At 67.5% G+C, this 19,416-nt stretch carries 20 protein-coding genes; 10 read left to right on the forward strand and 10 right to left on the reverse strand.

The window, feature by feature from the left end; translation table 11 throughout:
• Positions 1 to 269 precede the first annotated feature (269 nt).
• The 7 genes from FA740_RS14000 to purC form a co-directional block, all read right to left on the reverse strand.
• The gene (locus FA740_RS14000) at positions 270 to 1,601 is read right to left on the reverse strand and encodes a glutamine synthetase family protein (RefSeq protein WP_136857398.1); all 1,332 of its coding nucleotides are present in this window, start codon (positions 1,599 to 1,601) and stop codon (positions 270 to 272) included.
• Between the two features lie 4 nt (positions 1,602 to 1,605).
• Positions 1,606 to 2,430 carry an ABC transporter permease gene (locus FA740_RS14005; protein ID WP_136857399.1) on the reverse strand — a complete coding sequence of 275 codons (825 nt, stop codon included), beginning with the start codon at positions 2,428 to 2,430 and terminating at the stop codon, positions 1,606 to 1,608.
• Positions 2,427 to 3,308, reverse strand: coding sequence for an ABC transporter permease (locus FA740_RS14010; protein ID WP_136857400.1), 882 nt, complete (start codon positions 3,306 to 3,308; stop codon positions 2,427 to 2,429). Before FA740_RS14010 ends, FA740_RS14005 begins: the two co-directional genes overlap by 4 nt.
• A 50-nt stretch (positions 3,309 to 3,358) precedes the next feature.
• Positions 3,359 to 4,093, reverse strand: a complete 735-nt coding sequence (locus tag FA740_RS14015; protein ID WP_136857401.1) for a transporter substrate-binding domain-containing protein — start codon at positions 4,091 to 4,093, stop codon at positions 3,359 to 3,361.
• Positions 4,094 to 4,117: 24 nt separating this feature from the next.
• Positions 4,118 to 4,927, reverse strand: coding sequence for an ABC transporter ATP-binding protein (locus FA740_RS14020; protein WP_277355207.1), 810 nt, complete (start codon positions 4,925 to 4,927; stop codon positions 4,118 to 4,120).
• A 93-nt stretch (positions 4,928 to 5,020) separates the two neighbouring features.
• Positions 5,021 to 5,260, reverse strand: coding sequence for a phosphoribosylformylglycinamidine synthase subunit PurS (gene purS, locus FA740_RS14025; protein WP_136857403.1), 240 nt, complete (start codon positions 5,258 to 5,260; stop codon positions 5,021 to 5,023).
• 14 nt (positions 5,261 to 5,274) lie between these two features.
• Entirely contained in the window at positions 5,275 to 6,036 is a 762-nt protein-coding gene (gene purC / locus FA740_RS14030; protein WP_136857404.1) for a phosphoribosylaminoimidazolesuccinocarboxamide synthase, read from the reverse strand.
• A gap of 131 nt (positions 6,037 to 6,167) precedes the next feature.
• Between purC and FA740_RS14035 the strand changes: the two genes are divergently transcribed.
• Together FA740_RS14035 and FA740_RS14040 are read left to right on the forward strand one after the other, a co-directional pair.
• Complete coding sequence (locus FA740_RS14035; RefSeq protein ID WP_136857405.1) at positions 6,168 to 6,482, forward strand: DUF1476 domain-containing protein; 315 nt, start codon at positions 6,168 to 6,170, stop codon at positions 6,480 to 6,482.
• Positions 6,483 to 6,795: 313 nt separating this feature from the next.
• Positions 6,796 to 7,182 (forward strand): hypothetical protein, encoded by a 387-nt coding sequence (locus tag FA740_RS14040; RefSeq protein WP_136857406.1) that lies wholly within the window; start codon positions 6,796 to 6,798, stop codon positions 7,180 to 7,182.
• A 9-nt stretch (positions 7,183 to 7,191) separates the two neighbouring features.
• On the opposite strand, the gene FA740_RS14045 is transcribed toward FA740_RS14040, so the two are convergent.
• The 3 genes from FA740_RS14045 to FA740_RS14055 are packed head-to-tail and all read right to left on the reverse strand — an operon-like array spanning position 7,192 to position 9,436.
• Positions 7,192 to 8,511 (reverse strand): MATE family efflux transporter, encoded by a 1,320-nt coding sequence (locus tag FA740_RS14045; RefSeq protein WP_136857407.1) that lies wholly within the window; start codon positions 8,509 to 8,511, stop codon positions 7,192 to 7,194.
• Positions 8,508 to 9,008: a PaaI family thioesterase gene (locus tag FA740_RS14050; protein ID WP_136857408.1), complete on the reverse strand. Its 501-nt coding sequence runs from the start codon at positions 9,006 to 9,008 to the stop codon at positions 8,508 to 8,510. Before FA740_RS14050 ends, FA740_RS14045 begins: the two co-directional genes overlap by 4 nt.
• A gap of 2 nt (positions 9,009 to 9,010) precedes the next feature.
• Positions 9,011 to 9,436, reverse strand: a complete 426-nt coding sequence (locus tag FA740_RS14055) for a PaaI family thioesterase (RefSeq protein WP_136857409.1) — start codon at positions 9,434 to 9,436, stop codon at positions 9,011 to 9,013.
• 102 nt (positions 9,437 to 9,538) lie between these two features.
• On the opposite strand from FA740_RS14055, the gene FA740_RS14060 reads away from it, so the two are divergent.
• From FA740_RS14060 to FA740_RS14095, 8 genes are all read left to right on the forward strand, one after another.
• The gene (locus FA740_RS14060; protein ID WP_169306313.1) at positions 9,539 to 9,916 is read left to right on the forward strand and encodes a MerR family transcriptional regulator; all 378 of its coding nucleotides are present in this window, start codon (positions 9,539 to 9,541) and stop codon (positions 9,914 to 9,916) included.
• 107 nt (positions 9,917 to 10,023) lie between these two features.
• Positions 10,024 to 10,419 (forward strand): MerR family transcriptional regulator, encoded by a 396-nt coding sequence (locus tag FA740_RS14065; RefSeq protein WP_136857410.1) that lies wholly within the window; start codon positions 10,024 to 10,026, stop codon positions 10,417 to 10,419.
• Positions 10,420 to 10,423: 4 nt separating this feature from the next.
• Complete coding sequence (locus tag FA740_RS14070) at positions 10,424 to 12,202, forward strand: acyl-CoA dehydrogenase C-terminal domain-containing protein (protein ID WP_136857411.1); 1,779 nt, start codon at positions 10,424 to 10,426, stop codon at positions 12,200 to 12,202.
• A gap of 311 nt (positions 12,203 to 12,513) precedes the next feature.
• Positions 12,514 to 13,725 (forward strand): acetyl-CoA C-acetyltransferase, encoded by a 1,212-nt coding sequence (locus tag FA740_RS14075; RefSeq protein WP_136857412.1) that lies wholly within the window; start codon positions 12,514 to 12,516, stop codon positions 13,723 to 13,725.
• A 10-nt stretch (positions 13,726 to 13,735) separates the two neighbouring features.
• Positions 13,736 to 15,910: a 3-hydroxyacyl-CoA dehydrogenase NAD-binding domain-containing protein gene (locus FA740_RS14080; protein ID WP_136857413.1), complete on the forward strand. Its 2,175-nt coding sequence runs from the start codon at positions 13,736 to 13,738 to the stop codon at positions 15,908 to 15,910.
• Positions 15,911 to 16,078: 168 nt separating this feature from the next.
• Positions 16,079 to 17,257 carry a toxic anion resistance protein gene (locus tag FA740_RS14085; RefSeq protein WP_136857414.1) on the forward strand — a complete coding sequence of 393 codons (1,179 nt, stop codon included), beginning with the start codon at positions 16,079 to 16,081 and terminating at the stop codon, positions 17,255 to 17,257.
• Complete coding sequence (locus tag FA740_RS14090; RefSeq protein WP_136857415.1) at positions 17,257 to 18,273, forward strand: DUF2927 domain-containing protein; 1,017 nt, start codon at positions 17,257 to 17,259, stop codon at positions 18,271 to 18,273. Before FA740_RS14085 ends, FA740_RS14090 begins: the two co-directional genes overlap by 1 nt.
• Before the next feature lie 51 nt (positions 18,274 to 18,324).
• Positions 18,325 to 19,416 carry an SPFH domain-containing protein gene (locus FA740_RS14095; RefSeq protein ID WP_136857416.1) on the forward strand — a complete coding sequence of 364 codons (1,092 nt, stop codon included), beginning with the start codon at positions 18,325 to 18,327 and terminating at the stop codon, positions 19,414 to 19,416.

Below are 19,416 nucleotides of genomic sequence, written 5' to 3' on the forward strand. Positions count from 1 at the left end.
GCCGCCGCCGGAAGGGTGCGACGGGGCTGAGGCGCAGATTGCAGAAGGACCCGGGTCAGGGCTCAGCGATGAACGTCGGATCGACAGGCGTCAAGCCAGGGCCGGAAACCTGGTCATGCCGCTGCCGATCAAGAGCCGTCGCGGCTCATTCGAACCCAAACATATGACTTATGGAGAATTTTTCTCCAGCCCGACACGCGATGGCAGTTTTATGCGTGCCGGAATGGAAGCGACCACCGCAAAATGGCAGTTTTTCGGTGGTCATAACATCAGACGGTGTCCAGGTACAGCTCGACGGTCTCCTCATCCGACAGCTCGGCCATGTAGTGCAGCTCCTGGCGCTTGGTCATCAGGTAGTTGTCGACCAGGTGCGCGGGCAGGATGCGGCGGATTTCGGGGCAGGTGTCGAAGGCCTCGATGGCGGCGCCCCAATCACCCGGCAGCTGGGCCAGGTTCTTGTCATAGGCGTTGCCCTTGAAAGGCGCGGGGGCCTCCAGCCGGTCCTCCATGCCGTTCAGCGCCGCGCCGAGGATGGCGGCGATGGTCAGATAGGGGTTCACGTCGCCGCCCGCCACGCGATGCTCGATCCGGCGTGCCTTGGGACCGGATGAGGGGATGCGGATCGCCGCCGTCCGGTTCTCATAGGCCCAACCGATGCCGGTCGGTGCATGGGCGTTGGGGACCAGCCGGTCGTAGCTGTTCTCGTGCGGGGCAAACAGCAGCGTCGATCCGGGCATGGCGCGCAGACAGCCGGCGACCGCCTGGCGCAGCGCCTCGGTCCCCTCCTCGCCGCCATCGTCAAAGATGTTGCGCCCCGCCCGGTCCAGGATCGAGAAATGCATGTGCATCCCGTTGCCCGCGAACATCTCGTAGGGCTTGGCCATGAAGCTGGCCGCGAACCCGTAGGAGCGCGCGATTCCCTTGACCAGCATCTTGAACAGCCAGGTGTCGTCGGCGGCCTTCAGCGGGTCGGCCTGGTGCATCAGGTTGATCTCGAACTGGCCCGGCCCGGCCTCCGAGATGGCGGTGTCGGCCGGGATGTCCATCGACTCGCACGCCTCGTAGAGCGTGGTGAAGAACTGGTCGAACGCGTCCAGCGCGCGCAGCGACAGAACCTCGCCCCCCGTCCGCCGCTTGCCCGAACGCGGGCTGGGCGGCACGCGCAGCGTCTTGCCGCTGTCGTCGATCAGAAAGAACTCCAGCTCTGTCGCGACGACGGGCACCAGCCCCGCCGCCTGATAGCGTTCGGCCACGCGGGCCAGCGCCTGACGCGGATCGCCGTCATAGGGGCTGCCATCGGGGTGGAACATCCACAGCGGCAGCAGGCCCGTCGGCGCGTCCAGCCAGGGCATGGGCAGGAACCCGCGCTCGGTCGGCAGCAGCAGCCCGTCGGGGTCGCCGGATTCGAAGACCAGGGGGCTGTCCTCGACATCCTCGCCCCAGATGTCCAGGTTCAGCACGGAATAAGGAAATTTGGTCCCCTCCTCCAGCAGCTTGCCGGCATAGCGGGCGGGGATGCGCTTGCCGCGCGCAACCCCGTTCAGGTCGGCGGCGGCCACGCGGATCGTCTTCACCTCGGGGTGTTCGCGCAGCCATTCCATGGGGTCATCTCATCAGTTGGGGACGGTATCGGATGCGGCTGGCCGCATCGGGCAGATGCCGGTTCAGCCGCCGGTTCACCCTGCCGAAGATCCAGATCAAAGCCAAGGTGGCGGCGATGAAATAGGCGGCGGCAATGGGATAGGCGACGAAGGGGTTGAAGGTCCGGTCCGCGAAATAGCTGGCGTAATAGAGCGCGTCGCCCTTTTGCTGAAAGGCCGGAAAGCCCGAGAAATAGACCAGTGTCGTGGCGTGGAACAGGAAGATCGCCTCGTTCGTATAGCTGGGCCAGGCCAGGCGCAGCATGGTGGGCCAGATGACCCGGCGGAACCGCTTCCACCCGGTCAGGCCATAGGCGTCGGCGGCCTCGACCTCGCCCTTGGGGACCGACATCAGCGCGCCGTGAAAGATCTGCGCGCTATAGGCGGCGGTGTTCAGGATCAGCACGATCAGCGCCCCGGCCCAGGCCCGCGTCAGCCAGCTGGTCTGGACGGTCATGCCCAGGATGTCGATGCCCGCGCGCGGCAGCAGCACCAGCGATTCATAGGCGATGAAGAACTGGATGAACAGCGGGCTGCCGCGAAAGACAAAGATGAAGGCATCCGCGGGCTTGCGCAGCCAGGGGTTCGGACTGGTCTTGGCCAGCGCCAGCGCAGTCGCCAGCACGAAGCCGAAGGACAGCGCCAGAACCGCGAAATAGAGGTTCCAGATCAGCCCCGATCCGATCAGCGTCGCCTGCTGGCACAGGGTGTAGTCGGCGCGCGGCAGCAGGCGTTCCCCGATGCCGATCGAGCGCAGCCCGTAATCCATGATGGTCTGGACGCAGCTCATGCCGGGGTTTCCTTGCGCAGGGCCTCGCCGCCCATGGTGGCCTGGCCCTTGGACAGGCGGCGGGTCACGCGGTCCAGCACCCGGCCCGAGATCCAGGTCATACCCAGATAGAACACCAGGATGCCCAGGAAGTAATACAGCCGCCAGTCGGGATGCGGATAGGTGAAGGCGCTGGTCTTGGAGCCGCCCAGTTCGCGCGCCCAATAGACGATATCCTCGACCCCCAGCAGGAACAGCAGCGGCGTGGCCTTGATCAGGATCATCCACAGATTCGACAGGCCCGGCAGGGCATAGGTCCACATCTGCGGGATCAGCACGCGGCGGTTCACCTGGGCGCGCGACATGCCATAGGCCTCGGCCGTCTCCAGCTGGGCGCGGGGCACGGCCTGCATGGCGCCCGACAGCACATTGGCCGCAAAGGCGCCGAAGACGACCGAAAAGGCGATGACCGCCAGAAAGATGCCATAGACGTCATGCACCCAGGGCGCGGCGCTGTTCAGCGGCAGCTTGGCCGCGGCGCAGACGACGAAATCGTTGCCCTGGCGGACCGGCGCGTCGCTGTCGCACAGGATCTGGTGGCGGACCCATTCGAATCCCTGGTCCAGCGCGATGGGCACGAACAGGAAGAAGATGATGTCGGGCACGCCCCGCACCATCGACGTGTAGATCCCCCCGAACCAGCGCAGCGGCGCGATGCGCGACCGGCTGGCCATGGCGCCGCCAAAGCCGAACAGCAGCGCGATGGGCGCGGTGATCGCCAGCAGCAGCAGCACCGTCCCGAAGCTGGCATAGAACAGCAGATGCGTGCCCGATGTGAGGTAACACGACAGCCAGACAAGCCCCTCGAGCGAGGATGGATCGGCGCAATAGGAGAACATGGGATATCCCGAAGGGCCGCCGCAGGACCGGCCTGCGGCGGCGGGTCAGATCATTCGAAGATCAGCGCGTCGTCGCCGAACCATTTGACGATCAGCTCGTTCAAGGTGCCATCCTCCTTCATCGCGGTGATCTGCGCGTCAAAGGTCGCCAGCAGCTCGGTGTCGGACTGGCGCAGGCCCATGCCGATGCCCTCGCCCAGGGCCACCCGGTCCATGCCGTCGACCCAGACCAACTCTCCGCCCGATTCCGCCACGATGGGGGCCAGGAAATCGCGGTCGGCCAAAATCGCGTCGGCCTCGCCATTACGGACGGCGGCGACGGCCTGGTCGGGGTTCGGGAACTCGATCAGCGTGGCGCCGGTCTCGGCGACGTAACCAGCCTGGATGGTGTTGGTCTGGGCGGCCACGACACCGCCCTCGACATCCACGTCACCCGACAGCGCCGCATAGGCCGACGGCGTCGCGGGGGTGTAGGGCTGGGTGAAGGCGATGACCGCCTGGCGTTCCTCGTTGATGTTCATGCCGGCCATGATCGTGTCATAGTTCGACGAGACCAGGTTCGGGATGATCGAATCCCAATCGTTGCGCACCCAGGTGCATTCCAGGCCCGCCCGCTCGCACATCGCGTTGCCCAGCTCGATCTCAAAGCCGGTGACCTGTCCGGTCGCGTCGTCGATGAAGTTGTAGGGGGCATAGGCGCCCTCGGTCCCCATGCGGATGGTCTGGGCCTGGGCCAGGCCCGCGGTCAGCATCAATGCGGCGGCGGCAATCGTCAGCGATTTCATTCGGCGGTCTCTCCTGTTGGTTTCTTATGTCGCCATCGTGGCGGACAGGAAGCCGCGCAGACGGTCGGTCTGCGGGTTCCCGAACAGCCGGTCAGGCGGGCCTTCTTCGCAGATCACGCCCTGATGCAGGAACACGACGTGATCGCTGACATCGGCGGCCAGCCGCATGTCATGGGTGACCAGGATCATCGTGCGATGCTCTCCGGCCAGATCCTTGATAACCTTGACGACCTCCTGCTGCAGCTCGGGGTCCAGCGCGCTGGTGGGTTCGTCGAACAGCAGCGCCTTGGGCTGCATGCACAGCGCGCGCGCGATGGCCGCGCGCTGCTGCTGGCCGCCCGACAGCTGGGCGGGCCAGGCATCGGCCTTGTCGCCGATACCGACCTTGGCCAGCAGCGCGCGGGCACGGGTCTCGACCAGGGCGCGATCCTCGCCCAGGACGGTGACCGGGGCCTCCATCACATTCTGCAGGATCGTCATGTGCGCCCACAGATTGAACTGCTGGAACACCATCGACAGGTTGGTGCGCATGCGCGTGACCTGAGCGCGGTCGGCGGGCTGGCGGGCCTGCCCCTGCCCCTTCCAGCGGACGGGTTCGCCCTCGAACAGGATCTCTCCGGCCTGGCTGTTCTCCAGCAGGTTGCAGCAGCGCAGCAGGGTCGATTTCCCCGACCCGGACGATCCGATCAGGCTGATCACATGGCCGCGCGGCGCGGTCATGGACACGCCTTTCAGCACCTCAAGCGGGCCATAGGACTTGTGCAGGCCCTTGATCTGGATGACCGGGGCGGCGTCAGAGGCGGGGTCGGTCGGGGAAGGGGTCTGGGTCATCATCCGCGCATTGGGCGTCAAACGGGCCCGTTTTGCAACGGGGTCAGGGGGGCAACCTGCCGATAAGGGCAGGTTGCCGCTGCGTCAGCCAACGCTTCAGGCAATCTCGATCGAGTATTTCTCGATCACGGTGTTCGCCAGCAGGCCCTTGCACATGGCCTCGACCTCGGCGCGGGCAGCATCCGCGTCGGTGGCGGTCAGGTCCAGCTCGATCAGCTTGCCCTGGCGGACGCCGGTGACGTCCTTGTGGCCCAGGCCGCCCAGGGCGTGGCGGATCGCCTCTCCCTGGGGGTCCAGGACGCCGTCCTTCAGCATGATGGTGACTCGTGCCTTCATGGCGGCGTTCCTTCTCAGTTGATCGCGGTCGGTTTCAGGCTGGTGGTGTTCGCGGGCATCAGGCCCAGCCTGCGCGCCACCTCGGTATAGGCGTCGGTCAGGTTGCCCAGGTCGCGGCGGAACACGTCCTTGTCCAGCTTCTGGCCGGTCTTGACGTCCCACAGCCGGCAGCTGTCGGGGCTGATCTCGTCGGCGACGATCAGGCGCATGAAGTCGTTGTCCCAGACCCGGCCGATCTCGATCTTGAAGTCGATCAGCTTGATCCCGGCCCCGTAGAAGACCCCCGACAGGAAGTCGTTGACGCGCAGCGCCAGCGACACGATGTCGTCCAGATCCTGCTGGCTGGCCCAGCCAAAGGCGATGACATATTCCTCCGACACCATCGGGTCGCCCAGCTCGTCGTTCTTGTAGCTGTATTCGACGATGGGGCGCGGCAGCAGCGTGCCCTCCTCCAGGCCCAGACGCTTGGACAGCGAGCCTGCCGCGAAATTGCGCACGATCACTTCCAGCGGGATGATCTCGACCTGGCGGATCAGCTGTTCGCGCATGTTGATGCGGCGGATGAAGTGGTTCGGGACGCCGATATTCGTCAGCCCGTTCATGAAGAACTCGGACAGGCGGTTGTTCAACACGCCCTTGCCTTCGATGGTGGCGCGTTTCTGCGCGTTGAAGGCGGTCGCGTCATCCTTGAAATACTGGATCAGCGTGCCGGGTTCCGTGCCCTCATAGAGGATCTTGGCCTTGCCTTCGTAAACTTTCTTGCGCCGCGGTGCCATGGGCCCACCGTCCTTTCGCATGTCCCTGAAGATGCCGCTTATCCCGGATTGCCCATCAAGGGCAAGACGAGCCTTGCGACAAGCCCCCCCGATAGGCATATCTTGACGCAGAAGACAGACAGGAGTGTCCCATGTCCACGTTCAACGACCGCGAACGCGCCTATGAATCCAAGTTCGCCCATGACGCCGACCTGCGTTTCAAGGCCGAGGCGCGCCGCAACCGCCTGCTGGGCGAATGGGCGGCCGAGCAGCTGGGCAAGAGCGGCGACGACGCGCGCACCTATGCCATGAGCGTGGTCAGCGCCGATTTCGAGGAGCCGGGCGAGGAGGACGTGTTCCGCAAGGTCGAGGCCGATCTGGCCGGCCGCGCCGAGGCCGCCACGATCCGCGCCAAGATGGCCGAGCTGATGACCGAGGCCATGCGCCAGGTCGCCGACGAGAGCTGAGCCGCAGGGCACAGGCACCGCGACGGGGGGCGGCGACGCCCCCTTTTTCATGCGCAACAGGCGGCCTGCGACCGGGGGACGCGGAGGGCCTGATTTTGCAAGGTTTTACCCCGCACCGGGCGTGCACCGGGGCTGCACCGCCTGTGCACAGGGCGTACACCGCTTGCGGACCCCCGGTTAAGACCCCGTTAACGAAGCCGCAGGCGGAAAGACGCGACCTCAGCAACTGGTGATCGGGGCGGGGGATACGCAGAGCCGGTCGCGGCGTTGTCAGCCCATCACGGTTTCGACCGGACAGTCACGGAGACGATCCATGTCGCTTTATCGCACCTTCACCGCCGCGGCCCTGGTGGCCGTCACTGCCTCGGCCATGCCCGCGCTGGCCGATCCGGGCCGGGGCAATGGCAACCACCGGGGCGGCCCCCCGCATGCCCAGGGTTGCCCACCGGGTCTGGCCAAGAAATCGCCCGCCTGCGTGCCCCCCGGACAGGCCCGCCAGATGGAACGGCGCTATGGCCGCGATGTGGGCCAGGTCCTGCGCGTCGGGGATTACGCCCTGATCCGCGACCCCCGCCGGTTTGAGCTGCAGCAGCGCGACGGCTGGCGCTATTACCGCGACGGCGACCGCGCTTATCGCGTCGATGCCGAGACGCAGCAGATCCTGGCGATCATCAACCTGGCCCGTGCGCTGATCAATTAAGGGTGGGGGTCACCTGACCGCCGCGGGCAAACCCCGCGCCGCAGCCTCGGCGCGGGGATAGAGGCGCAGCATGGTCGCGGCCCGCGCCACGTTCAACGCCATCAGCGCCGCCCACAACCCGTGATTGCCCCAGACCGGCGGCAGGATCAGCACGCCCACGACGAACACCGCGACGGATTGGATCATCGCCACGCGCATCTCTCGGGTCAGGGTGGCGCCGATGAAGATGCCGTCCAGCATCCAGCCCGCCACCCCGACCAGCGGCGCCAGCGCCAGCCAGGGCAGATAGAGCCGCGCCTCGGCCCGGACCTGCGGGTCGGTGGTCAGCATGTCGATGATCGCGCCCCCGCCCAGCAGAAAGACCAGCCCCAGCGCCACTGCGCCCCCGAAGCCCCAGGCCGAGGTCATCAGGCTGGCGCGGCGCAGCCGGTCGGGACGGCGCGCGCCCACCGCCTGGCCCACAAGGCTTTCGGCGGCAAAGGCGAAGCCGTCCAGCGCATAGGCGGTCAGCGCCAGGAACTGCAGCAGCACCTGATTGGCGGCCAGGGGCACGTCGCCCTGCCCCGCCCCCATGAACAGAAAGCTGGTCATGCAGCCCTGCAGCAGGACCGAGCGGATCATGATGTCACCATTGACCCGCGCCAGCCGCGCCAGCCGGTCGCGCGCCCACAGCCCCCGCGCCGCCAGCGCCCGGCGCAGCACCGGCGCGGCCAGCCACAGCCCCAGGCCAAGGCCCAGCGCCTCGGCCGCAAGGGTCGCCCAGGCCACGCCTGCCACGCCCCAGCCCAGACCCAGCGCCAGCGCGATGCTGAGCGCGACGTTCACCCCGTTCTGGACCAGCTGCAGCGCCAGCACGGCGCGGGTGCGCTCCACCGCGATCAGCCAGCCGGTGATCGCATAGAGGCCGATGGTCGCGGGCGCCCCCCAGATGCGGATCGCCAGATAGTCGCGGGCCAGCGCCTCGACCGCGTCGGATGCCGGCGCCAGCCGAAAGGCCGCCCCCACGATCCCCCCCTGCAGCGCGATGAAGGCCAGCCCCGCGGCCCCGGCAATGGCCAGCGCGCGCAAGAGATGCGCGCCGACCTCGGGCGCGTCGCCCGCGCCATGCGCCTGCGCCACCAGCCCCGAGGTGCCCATGCGCAAAAACCCGAACACCCAATAGACCGAGGTCAGGATGACCGCGCCGATGCCCACCGCGCCGATGGGTTCCGGCCCGCCCAGCCGCCCGACCACCGCCGTGTCGACCAGCCCCAGCAGCGGCACCGTCAGGTTCGACAGCACGATGGGCAGGGCGATGTTCAGTACCCGCCCATGGGTCAGGGCCGTCACGGCTGGGGCATCAGGAAATGTCCGGTGGCCTGGGCGATCAGCCGGGCGCGGTTGTCCTGCCAGGCCTCGACATGCACGCTGGCATAGCGCCGCCCCGACCGGACCACGCGGGCGCGGGCATAGGCGTCGCGCGGCAGGCCCGACCGCAGGTAATCGACGGTGAAGTCGATGGTCTTGGGCAGGCGCGGCAGGCTGTCGGGGACGGCCGCGTCGGGGGCGATGCGGCCCGATTCCAGATCCTCCCACATGGCGGCCCAGGACAGTTCGATGATGGCCGTGACCTCCAGGAACGCCGCCGTCACGCCGCCATGGATGGCGGGCAGCATCGGGTTGCCGATCAGCTTGGCGTCATAGGGCAGGATGGCCGTCAGCTCATCCCCGCGCCGGTCAAAGCGGATGCCCAGCCAGGTCATGTAGGGCACCCCCGAGACCAGCGCGTTCAGCGCGCTGTCGCGGCGCGACTTGATCTGGTGCAGCGGTTCGTTGCGGTCGGCCATGATCACCGCTCCGCCGTGAAGGCGCCGGTGGCGGAGGCCACGGGGTTGTCGGGGTCGTCATCCAGCGCCGTGGCGCGCAGGAACGCCACGCTGCGGGTCATGTGATAGCATTCGGCCCGCGCGGTGATGCGCTGTCCGGGGGTGGCCGCGCGCATGTAGTCGATGCGCAGATCGATCGTCGCGGTCGAACGCGGGTTCGTCGGATGCGCCATCACCGCCGCCCCGCAGCAGGTGTCCATCAGCGCCGAGACCACGCCCCCGTGGATCACCCCCGTGCGCGGATCGCCGACAAGGTGGTCGGCCCAGGGCATGCTGATGACCGCACGGCCCTGCCCGATCTCGTCCACGCGCATGCCCAGGGCGCGCGCATGGGGGATCGCCTCGATGAATTGCTGGGCGATGCGGGCATGGTCGGCGGGGTCGGTCATGGGTCGGTCCTGATGGGGCGCGGGGCGCGCGCGCGATTCGGTTGAGAAAGGATGCAGCCGTGCTTAAGTTGACGCCAAGGGAAATCGTCGAGGAGGTGGCCGGTGACCGAGGACCGCATCAGTTTCAAGGACATGTGCACGCGCTTTGACGTGACGCCGCGCACCTTGCGATACTATGAATATATCGAGCTGCTGGCCCCCCGCAAGGAAGGCCGCGCCCGCTTCTATGGCCCGCGCGAGGTGGCGCGGATGACGCTGATTCTGCGGGGCCGGCGGTTCGGATTCTCGCTGGAGGAGATCCGCCAGTGGCTGCAGATCTATGACAAGCAGGGCTCGCGCGAGCAGTATCAGGTCTGGATCGACATGGCCGACCGCCAGCTGGCCGTGCTGGACCAGCAGATGGCCGACCTGCAGGCCGCCCGCGCCGATCTGGACCAGCTGCGCCGCACCACCGTGGACGAGCTGGCGCGCATGGGCTGACGCGGCGGAAGCCCCCGCCGTGACGCGGCGTCTTGCTTACGTTCGCGTCAACTTGGGGCTAGGGTGAATGCAGGACGGAAAGCCGGTTTGAGGAGGAGCCGCCCCGAATGTCCGACGATCTGATGACCATCCGCCAGATGTGCGACACCTATGAGGTGACGCCCCGCACCCTGCGGTTCTATGAGGCGCGAGAGCTGATCTTTCCCCAGCGACGCGGCCAGCACCGGCTGTACGACCGGCGCGACCGCGCGCGGCTGATCCTGATCCTGCGCGGCAAGCGCTTTGGGTTCAGCCTGGAGCAGATCCGCCAGCTGCTGGAGCTGTACGAGCCCGGCGGCACGAACCGCGCGCAGATCGCCGCGACCATCAACGTCGGGCGCGACCGCCTGGCCGACATGGAGCGGCAATATGCCGAACTGAGCGAGGCGATCGCCGATCTCAGGACCCAGATCTCGGAGGCCCAGAGCCGCCTGTCCGCTACCCCCGAACAGCCCAGAGGATGACGCCATGCCGACGTATACGCCCCCGATCCGCGACCTGCAGTTCGTGCTGCACGATGTGCTGAAGCTGTCGCAATCCGACCTGCCCGGCCATGACGAGCTGGCCCCCGACTTTACCGAGGCCGTGCTTGAGGCCGCGGGCAAGCTGTCCGCCGAAGTGCTGGCGCCCCTGAACCTGTCCGGCGACCACGAGGGTTGCGTGCTGGAGAACGGCGTCGTGCGCACCCCCAAGGGGTTCCGCGCCGCCTTTGACCAGGTCAAGGAGGGCGGCTGGACCGCGCTGGATTGCGACCCCGAATATGGCGGTCAGGGCATGCCCTACACGATGGGCGTGGCCACCGGAGAGATGTTCGTGTCGGCCAACATGGCGTTCAACATGTATCAGGGCCTGACCCACGGCGCCTATTCCGCCATCCACGCCCATGGCACGGATGAGCAGAAGCGGACCTGGCTGCCCAAGATGGTCAGCTGCGACTGGACCGGCACGATGAACCTGACGGAACCGCATTGCGGCACCGATCTGGGCCTGCTGCGCACCAAGGCGGAACCCCAGGATGACGGCAGCTATCTGATCACGGGCCAGAAGATCTTCATCTCGGCCGGCGATCACGACATGGCCGAGAACGTCGTCCATCTGGTCCTGGCCAAGGCGCCGGGCGGCGGCGAGGGCACCAAGGGCATCAGCCTGTTCATCGTCCCGAAGTTCCTGGTGAACGCGGACGGCTCTCTGGGCGATCGCAACGGCGTGAGCGTCGGCGCGCTGGAGCACAAGATGGGCATCCACGCCAACGCCACCTGCGTGATGAACTATGACGGCGCGAAGGGCTGGCTGCTGGGCGATCTGCACAAGGGCATGCGCGCCATGTTCACCATGATGAACGAGGCGCGTCTGGGTGTGGGCCTGCAGGGCTATGCCGCGGCCGTGCCCGCCTATCAGAACGCGCTGGCCTATGCCAAGGACCGCCTGCAGGGCCGTGCCGTGACCGGCGTGCAGAACCCCTCCGGCCCCGCCGATCCGCTGATCGTGCATCCCGACATCCGCCGCAGCCTGATGGACCAGAAGAGCTTCATCGAGGGGGCCCGCGCCCTGGCGCTGTGGGGCGCGCATCTGATCGACCGCGGCCACCTGGCCGGCGACAAGGATGCCGAGGGGCTGGTGTCGCTGATGACGCCCGTCATCAAGGGCTTCCTGACCGACAAGGGCTTTGAGGCGACGGTGCTGGCGCAGCAGGTCCTGGGCGGGCACGGCTATGTCGAGGAATGGGGCATGAGCCAGTTCGTCCGCGACGCCCGCATCACCATGATCTACGAGGGCGCGAACGGCGTGCAGGCGCTGGACCTGGTCGGCCGCAAGCTGGCCCAGGACGGTGGCAAGCATGTCATGGCCTTCTTCGACATGGTCAAGACCTTCTGCAAGGAGCAGTCCGGCAACGAGGCGCTGGCCGCCGACTTCATCGAACCGCTCAAGGCCGCGTCCAAGGACCTGCAGGCGGCGTCCATGTTCTTCATGGAGCGCGGCATGAAGAACCCCAATGACGCCTTGTCGGGCAGCTACGACTTCATGCACCTCTTCGGTCACGTGACCCTGGGCTTCATGTGGGCGCGCATGGCGGTCGCCGCCCGCGCGGCCTTGGACGAGGGCACCGGCGATCAGGCATTCTATAAGACCAAGCTGGTCACCGGGCGTTACTACATGAAGCGGCAGCTGCCGATGACCGCCACGCATCTGGCCCGCATCCAGTCCGGCGCCGCCACCGTGATGGAACTGGAAGCAGAGGCCTTCTGAGCCGCCCTGCCAAGCCCGCGCGACCGTCGCGCGGGCCGAGATCCCGGATGCCTCCGGCGGGGATATTTGAGTGAAGAAGAAGCATCCCCGGCCCGCGCATGGCCATCGGCCGCAGGCGCGGGCCAGGGACTTCTCCTTCAGCGGTCATCGGCTTCCCAGCCTGTACCGCACCCGCCAGCTTCGGGCCGAATCGTTGAGAAAGGGTTAACCCGCCCCTTCTTCTTCATGAAAATATCCCGCGGGGGGTCCGGGGGGCGCGAAGCCCCCCGGCCGTTTCGGCCCGGTGCCGTCCGGGCGATCTAGGAGGAACCATGACCGACGCATTCATCTATGACGCAGCCCGCACACCGCGTGGCAAGGGCCGCACCGACGGCAGCCTGCACGAGGTCACCTCGCTGGCGCTTTCCGCCCGCCTGCTGAACGCCGTCAAGGCGCGCAACAACCTTGAGGGGCACGCGGTCGAGGACGTCATCTGGGGCAATGTCACCCAGGTCAAGGAGCAGGGCGGCTGCCTTGCGCGCAGCGCCGTGCTGGCATCCGATCTGGACGAGCGCATTCCGGGCCTGTCGATCAACCGCTTCTGCGCCTCGGGCATGGAGGCCGTGAACCTGGCCGCCAACCAGATCAAGGGCGGCGCCGGTCAGGCCTATATCGCCGGCGGCGTCGAGATGATGGGCCGCGTCGCCATGGGCAGCGACGGCGCCGCCATCGCGGTCGATCCCAGCCTGGCGATGAAGTCCTATTTCGTCCCGCAGGGGATCAGCGCCGACATCATCGCGACCGAATACGGCTTCACCCGCGAGGAGGCCGACGCCTTGGCGCTGGAGAGCCAGCGCCGCGCCGCGCAAGCCTGGACGGAGGGCCGGTTCGACAAGTCCATCGTCCCCGTCTTGGACCAGAACGGCCTGACCATCCTGGATCGCGACGAATACATGCGCCCCGGCACGACGGCGGATGACCTGGCCAAGCTGCGCCCTGCCTTCAAGGAAATGGGCGAGATGATGCCCGGCTTTGACAAGGTCGCGATGCTGAAATACCCGCATCTGACCCATATCGACCATATCCACCATGCCGGGAACTCGTCGGGCATCGTGGACGGCGCCGCGGCCGTGCTGATTGGCAGCAAGGAATTCGGCGAGGCGCATGGCCTCAAGCCCCGCGCCCGCATCCGCGCGACGGCCAAGATCGGCACCGATCCCACGATCATGCTGACCGGCCCCGTCCCGGTGACCGAAAAGATCTTGCGCGACAGCGGCATGTCCATCAGCGACATCGACCTGTTCGAGGTGAACGAGGCCTTTGCCAGCGTCGTGCTGCGCTTCATGCAGGCGTTCCAGATCGACCATTCCAAGGTGAACGTGAACGGCGGCTCGATCGCGATGGGGCACCCCTTGGGCGCGACCGGCGCGATCATCATCGGCACCCTGCTGGACGAGCTGGAGCGCCAGGACAAGCAGGTCGGTCTTGCCACCCTGTGCATCGCGTCCGGCATGGGCGCGGCCACCATCATCGAACGCGTCTGAGGAGAGACCCATGACCGATTTCACCATGAAGACCGGCGATGATGGCGTGGCGATCATCACCTGGGACGTGCCGAACAAGTCGATGAACGTGCTGTCCATGGAGGGCGCGGTGGCGCTGGACGGGCTGATCGATCAGGCGCTGGCCGACGATGCCGTCAAGGGCATCGTCATCACCAGCGGCAAGAAGGATTTTGCCGCGGGGATGGACCTGAACGTCATCGCGGGCATGAAGGATCAGGGCGGCGCGCAGGGCGTGTTCGACGGCGTCATGACGCTGCACCACATGCTGCGCAAGATCGAGCGTGCGGGCATGGACCCCAAGACGCTGAAGGGCGGCAAGCCGATTGCCAGCGCCCTGCCCGGAACCGCCTTGGGCATCGGGCTGGAGCTGCCGCTGGCGACGCATCGGATCTTTGCCGCCGACAATCCGAAGGCCAAGATCGGCCTGCCCGAGATCATGGTCGGGATCTTTCCCGGATCGGGTGGCACCACCCGTCTGGCGCGCAAGCTGGGCGCGATGATGGCCGCGCCCTTCCTGCTGGAGGGCAAGCTGTCGGACCCGAAAAAGGCCAAGTCGGCCGGGATCATCGACGAGGTGGTCGAGAACCCGCTGGAGGCCGCGCGGGCCTGGGTTTTGGCGGCCAAGGATGCCGATCTGGTCAAGCCTTGGGATGCCAAGGGCTACAAGATGCCCGGAGGAGAGCCGTTCCATCCGGCGGGCTTCATGACCTTTGTCGGCGCAAGCGCGATGGTGCATGGCAAGACGATGGGCGTCTATCCGGCGGCCAAGGCGCTGCTGAGCGCCGTCTATGAGGGCGCGATGGTGCCGTTCGATCAGGCGCTGAAGATCGAGGCGCGCTGGTTCACGCATGTGCTGATGAACCCCAGCAGCACCGCGATGATCCGCAGCCTGTTCATCAACAAGGAAGCCTTGGAAAAGGGCGCGAACCGCCCCGAGGCGCCGGATCAGACCGTCAAGAAGGTCGGCATCCTGGGCGCGGGCATGATGGGCGCGGGCATCGCCTATGTCAGCGCCATGGCCGGGATCGAGGTCGTGCTGATCGATGCACAGCAGGCCAGCGCGGACAAGGGCAAGGCCCTGTCCGAGGGGCTGTTGGACAAGGCGATCAGCCGCAAGAAATCGACGCCCGAGAAGAAGGCCGAGGTGCTGGCCCGCATCACCGCCACGACCGACTACGCGGCGCTGGAGGGCTGCGACCTGATCGTCGAGGCGGTCTTCGAGGACCCCGCCGTCAAGGCCGAGGTCACCAAGAAGGCCGAGGCCGTGATCCCTGCGGATGCGATCTTTGCCACCAACACCTCGACCCTGCCGATCAGTGACCTCGCGAAAGCCAGCACGCGGCCTGAGCAGTTCATCGGCATCCACTTCTTCAGCCCCGTCGACAAGATGCTGCTGGTCGAGATCATCAAGGGCCGCGAGACCGGCCCGGTGGCGGTCGCCAAGGCGCTGGATTTCGTGCGCCAGATCCGCAAGACCCCCATCGTCGTGAACGATGAGCGGTTCTTTTACGCCAACCGCTGCATCATCCCCTATATCAACGAGGGGATCCGCATGGTGGCCGAGGGCGTGAACCCCACGCTGGTGGAAAACGCCGCCAAGATGATGGGCATGCCCCTGGGGCCGCTGCAGCTGGTCGATGAGACCTCGATCGACCTGGGCGTCAAGATCGCCAAGGCGACCAAGGCGGCGATGGGCGACGCCTATCCCGATGGCGCGGTCGATGAGGTGCTGTTCTGGATGGCGGATCAGGGCCGGATGGGCCGCAAGTCCAACGCCGGCTTCTATGCCTATGACGACGCCGGCAAGCGGCAGGGCCTGTGGGAGGGTCTGGACGCGCAGTTCCCGCGCGCCGAGGATCAGCCCGACCTGCACGATGTCCAGCACCGCCTGATGTTCGCGCAGACGCTGGAGGCGGTGCGCGCGCTGGAGGAGGGCGTGCTGGAGGACATCCGCGAGGGGGACGTCGGCGCCATCCTGGGCTGGGGCTTTGCGCCCTGGACCGGCGGGCCGTTCGGCTGGCTGGACATGCTGGGCGCGGGTCGCGCGGTCGAGATCTGCGACCGGCTGACCGCGGCGCATGGCGACCGCTTCAAGGCGCCGCAGATGCTGCGCGACATGGCGGCCAAGGGCGACAGCTTTTACGGGCGTCGCGCCGCGGCCTGACACCGTTCCGGATGGGCCGCCCGGCGTGGCCCATCCGCACCACCCCTGTGTCGCTCCTGCCATGCAGGAAACTTTCCGCGCACCCCATCGTTGATCGGGCAGGAATTCGCCATATGCTGGCGGCAACGGCCCCGCCCGCGGCGGACAGGCTGACAAGGGGACATGACGATGAGTGACGAGACGAAACGCCGGGCCGAGGCCGCACAGGCCCAGATCGACGCGCTGACCCGCACCTCTCTGCCCGAACCCGCCCCCACGCCGCAGGCCCTGACCGATGCGGACCCTGCCCTGCAGGCCAAGATCCGCAGCCGCATGGCCGAGATCGACCTGAAGGACAGCAATTCCATCCTGCGCTTTGGCACCCGCGCCCAGGCCGATCTGCAGCAGATCAGCCAGGCGATGCTGGCCGACGTCAAGACCAAGGAGGTCGGACCGGCGGGCGACAGCCTGCGCGCGGTGGTGACCACGATCCGCGGGTTCTCCACCACCGAGCTGGACATGCGCCGCGACCGCAGCTGGTGGGAAAAGCTGCTGGGCCGGTCGGCGCCCTTCGCCAAGTTCGTCGCGAATTACGAGCAGGTCCAGACCCAGATCGACCGCATCACCGCCGAGCTGGAGGCGCATGAGCAGAAGCTGCTCAAGGACATCAAGTCGCTGGACGTGCTGTATGACCGCACGCTGGATTTCTATGACGAGCTGGCGCTGTATATCGCGGCGGGCACCGAGAAGCTGGCCGAGCTGGACCGCGACACCATCCCCGCCAAGGAGGCCGAGCTGGCCGCGACCCCCGATGCCGACCAGGTGATCGAGGCGCAGGAGCTGCGCGACCTGCGCACGCTGCGCGACGATCTGGAGCGGCGGGTCCACGACCTGAAGCTGACGCGGCAGGTGACGATGCAGTCGCTGCCCTCGATCCGGCTGGTGCAGGAGAACGACAAGTCGCTGGTGACCAAGATCAACTCCACCCTGGTGAACACGGTGCCGCTGTGGGAGACGCAGCTGGCCCAGGCCGTCACCATCCAGCGCAGCGCCGAGGCCGCCCGCGCGGTGCGCGAGGCCAGCGACCTGACCAACGAGCTGTTGACCCGCAATGCCGACAACCTGCGCGCGGCCAATGCCCAGATCCGCACCGAGACCGAGCGGGGCGTGTTTGACATTCAGGCCGTGCAGACCGCCAATGCCCAGCTGATCGCCACCATCGAGGACAGCCTGCGCATCGCCGATGAGGGCCGCACGCGCCGCGCCTCGGCGGAGGAGGAGCTGACCCGGATGGAGGCCGAGCTGCGCGACACGCTGGCGCGGGCCTCGGCCCGTCCGGCGGTCTCCGGACCCGCCGGGGGGCGCTGATGCGGCGCGCGGTCACCGCCTTGGGGCTGGCCCTGCTGCTGGCCGCCTGCGACAGCCCGACCCCCGGCGACACCCCCGAGGCCCCCCGCCCCGACCCGCGCCCCGAGGTTGTGGAGGAGCCCGCCGATCCGCAGGCCGAGCTGCGCCGCGCCCGCGCGGAACGCAACCGCGCCGCCAACGAGGCCGCGCGCCAGGCCAGCGCGACCCCCAGCCCGGCCAGCCGGACGCAGCGCGATTTCTATGCCGCTGCCGAACGGCGCCTGGTCGCGCAGGGCCGCCTGCGCCGCGACCGCGTGCCGATGGACGCGCCCATCGATGCCGAGACCCTGACCCGCAACTTTGTCGCCATCGCGCTGCGCGACGAATACAGCCAGACCAGCGGCGGGCTGGTGGCGCAATCGCGCGCCGCGCCGCTGCGCCGCTGGCGCGCGCCGGTGCGGATGCAGCTGGAATTCGGCGCCTCGACCGACATGGCCGCGCGCCCGGCCTGGCGCTCGGAGGTGGCGGATTTCGCGGGGCAGCTGGCCTCGGTCACGCGCCATCCGGTGTCGCTGACCGCCGAAGGGGGCAACTTCACCATTTTGGTCCTGACCGAGGATGAGCGTCGCGCCATCGGCCCCCGGCTGGCGCAGCTGGTGCCGGGGATCCCGGCGCAGGACGTGGCCATCATGACCGACCTGCCGCCCGCGATCACCTGCGCGGTCTTTGCCTATTCGCAGGGGTCCGCCTCCGATTACGCCCGCGCCGTGGCCGTGATCCGGGCCGAGCTGCCGCCGCTGCTGCGCACGTCCTGCATCCATGAGGAGCTGGCGCAGGGCATGGGTCTGGCCAATGACAGCCCCGCCGCGCGCCCGTCGATCTTCAACGACGACGAGGAATTTGCGCTGCTGACCCGGCACGATGAGCTGCTGCTGCAGATCCTGTACGATCCGCGCCTGCGTCCCGGCATGACCGAGGCCGAGGCCGCCCCCATCGTCCGCCAGATCGCCACCGAGCTGTTGGGCGAGAGCGCTTGATCCACCCCCCGGCCCGCCCCTAGAAAGGGGCGAGGTCAGCGGGAGGCACCTATGTCCATCTTCGACATCCTGGGCGGCGAATTCATCGAGGTCATCGAGTGGACGGCCGACAGCCGCGACACGATGGTCTGGCGCTTTGAGACCGTCGGGCGCGCGATCAAGTATGGCGCCAAGCTGACCGTCCGCGAAGGTCAGGCGGCGGTCTTTGTCCATGAGGGGCAGCTGGCCGATGTGTTCGGGCCGGGCCTATATATGCTGGAGACGAACAACCTGCCGGTGATGACCCGGCTGCAGCATTGGGACCACGGTTTCCGCAGCCCGTTCAAGTCCGAGGTCTATTTCGTCAACACGACCCGGTTCAACGACCTGAAATGGGGCACCCGCAACCCGATCATCGCGCGTGACCCGGAATTCGGCCCCGTGCGCCTGCGCGCCTTCGGGACCTATTCGATGCGGGTCAGCGACCCCGCACGCTTCATGTCCGAGATCGTCGGCACCGACGGCGATTTCACCCGCGACGACATCACCTATCAGATCCGCAACGTGATCGTGCAGGAGTTCTCGCGCGCGATTGCCGCGTCGAACATCCCGGTTCTGGACATGGCGGCCAATACCGACCAGCTGGGCCGCTTGGTCGCCAAGGCCATTGCCCCGGTGATCGAGGCTTACGGGTTGATCCTGCCCGAGTTCTACATCGAGAATATCAGCCTGCCCTCCGAGGTCGAGGCGATGCTGGACAAGCGCACCAGCATGGGAATCATCGGCGATCTGGACCGGTTCGGCCAATATGCCGCCTCGGAGGCGATGCTGTCGGCGGCCCGGAACGAAGGTGGGGCGGGCGCGGGCATGGGCGCCGCGATGGGGGCCGCCATGGGCGCCACCATGCGCGGGCCCTGGGGCGCGGCCCCGCAGGCGGCGCCCCCGCCTTTGCCCGCCGCCGACGGCCCGCGCTGGCATGTGGCCATCGACGGCGCGGCCTCGGGGCCCTTCGCGCAATCCGACCTGCAGCGCCTGGTGGCCGAGGGTCGCCTGACCCGCGCCACGCTGGTCTGGACCGAGGGGCAGGACGGCTGGCAGGAGGCCGGACAGATCGCCGCGCTGGCCGACATCCTGGGTGCCACTCCGCCGCCCCTGCCCCGCTGA

Origin of the sequence: Paracoccus hibiscisoli (assembly GCF_005048265.1) — a bacterium.
GTDB classification, from domain to species: Bacteria; Pseudomonadota; Alphaproteobacteria; order Rhodobacterales; family Rhodobacteraceae; genus Paracoccus; species Paracoccus hibiscisoli.

Coding starts and splice junctions, on each gene's coding strand:
- FA740_RS14090 (WP_136857415.1), top strand. CDS start 17,257: ATGCGGCGCGCGGTCACCGCCTTGGGGCTGGCCCTGCTGCTGGCCGCC.
- FA740_RS14085 (WP_136857414.1), top strand. CDS start 16,079: ATGAGTGACGAGACGAAACGCCGGGCCGAGGCCGCACAGGCCCAGATC.
- FA740_RS14080 (WP_136857413.1), top strand. CDS start 13,736: ATGACCGATTTCACCATGAAGACCGGCGATGATGGCGTGGCGATCATC.
- FA740_RS14035 (WP_136857405.1), top strand. CDS start 6,168: ATGTCCACGTTCAACGACCGCGAACGCGCCTATGAATCCAAGTTCGCC.
- purC (WP_136857404.1), bottom strand. CDS start 6,036: ATGGCACCGCGGCGCAAGAAAGTTTACGAAGGCAAGGCCAAGATCCTC.
- purS (WP_136857403.1), bottom strand. CDS start 5,260: ATGAAGGCACGAGTCACCATCATGCTGAAGGACGGCGTCCTGGACCCC.
- FA740_RS14000 (WP_136857398.1), bottom strand. CDS start 1,601: ATGGAATGGCTGCGCGAACACCCCGAGGTGAAGACGATCCGCGTGGCC.
- FA740_RS14020 (WP_277355207.1), bottom strand. CDS start 4,927: ATGATGACCCAGACCCCTTCCCCGACCGACCCCGCCTCTGACGCCGCC.
- FA740_RS14010 (WP_136857400.1), bottom strand. CDS start 3,308: ATGTTCTCCTATTGCGCCGATCCATCCTCGCTCGAGGGGCTTGTCTGG.
- FA740_RS14015 (WP_136857401.1), bottom strand. CDS start 4,093: ATGAAATCGCTGACGATTGCCGCCGCCGCATTGATGCTGACCGCGGGC.
- FA740_RS14050 (WP_136857408.1), bottom strand. CDS start 9,008: ATGGCCGACCGCAACGAACCGCTGCACCAGATCAAGTCGCGCCGCGAC.
- FA740_RS14075 (WP_136857412.1), top strand. CDS start 12,514: ATGACCGACGCATTCATCTATGACGCAGCCCGCACACCGCGTGGCAAG.
- FA740_RS14070 (WP_136857411.1), top strand. CDS start 10,424: ATGCCGACGTATACGCCCCCGATCCGCGACCTGCAGTTCGTGCTGCAC.
- FA740_RS14005 (WP_136857399.1), bottom strand. CDS start 2,430: ATGAGCTGCGTCCAGACCATCATGGATTACGGGCTGCGCTCGATCGGC.
- FA740_RS14055 (WP_136857409.1), bottom strand. CDS start 9,436: ATGACCGACCCCGCCGACCATGCCCGCATCGCCCAGCAATTCATCGAG.
- FA740_RS14095 (WP_136857416.1), top strand. CDS start 18,325: ATGTCCATCTTCGACATCCTGGGCGGCGAATTCATCGAGGTCATCGAG.
- FA740_RS14065 (WP_136857410.1), top strand. CDS start 10,024: ATGTCCGACGATCTGATGACCATCCGCCAGATGTGCGACACCTATGAG.
- FA740_RS14040 (WP_136857406.1), top strand. CDS start 6,796: ATGTCGCTTTATCGCACCTTCACCGCCGCGGCCCTGGTGGCCGTCACT.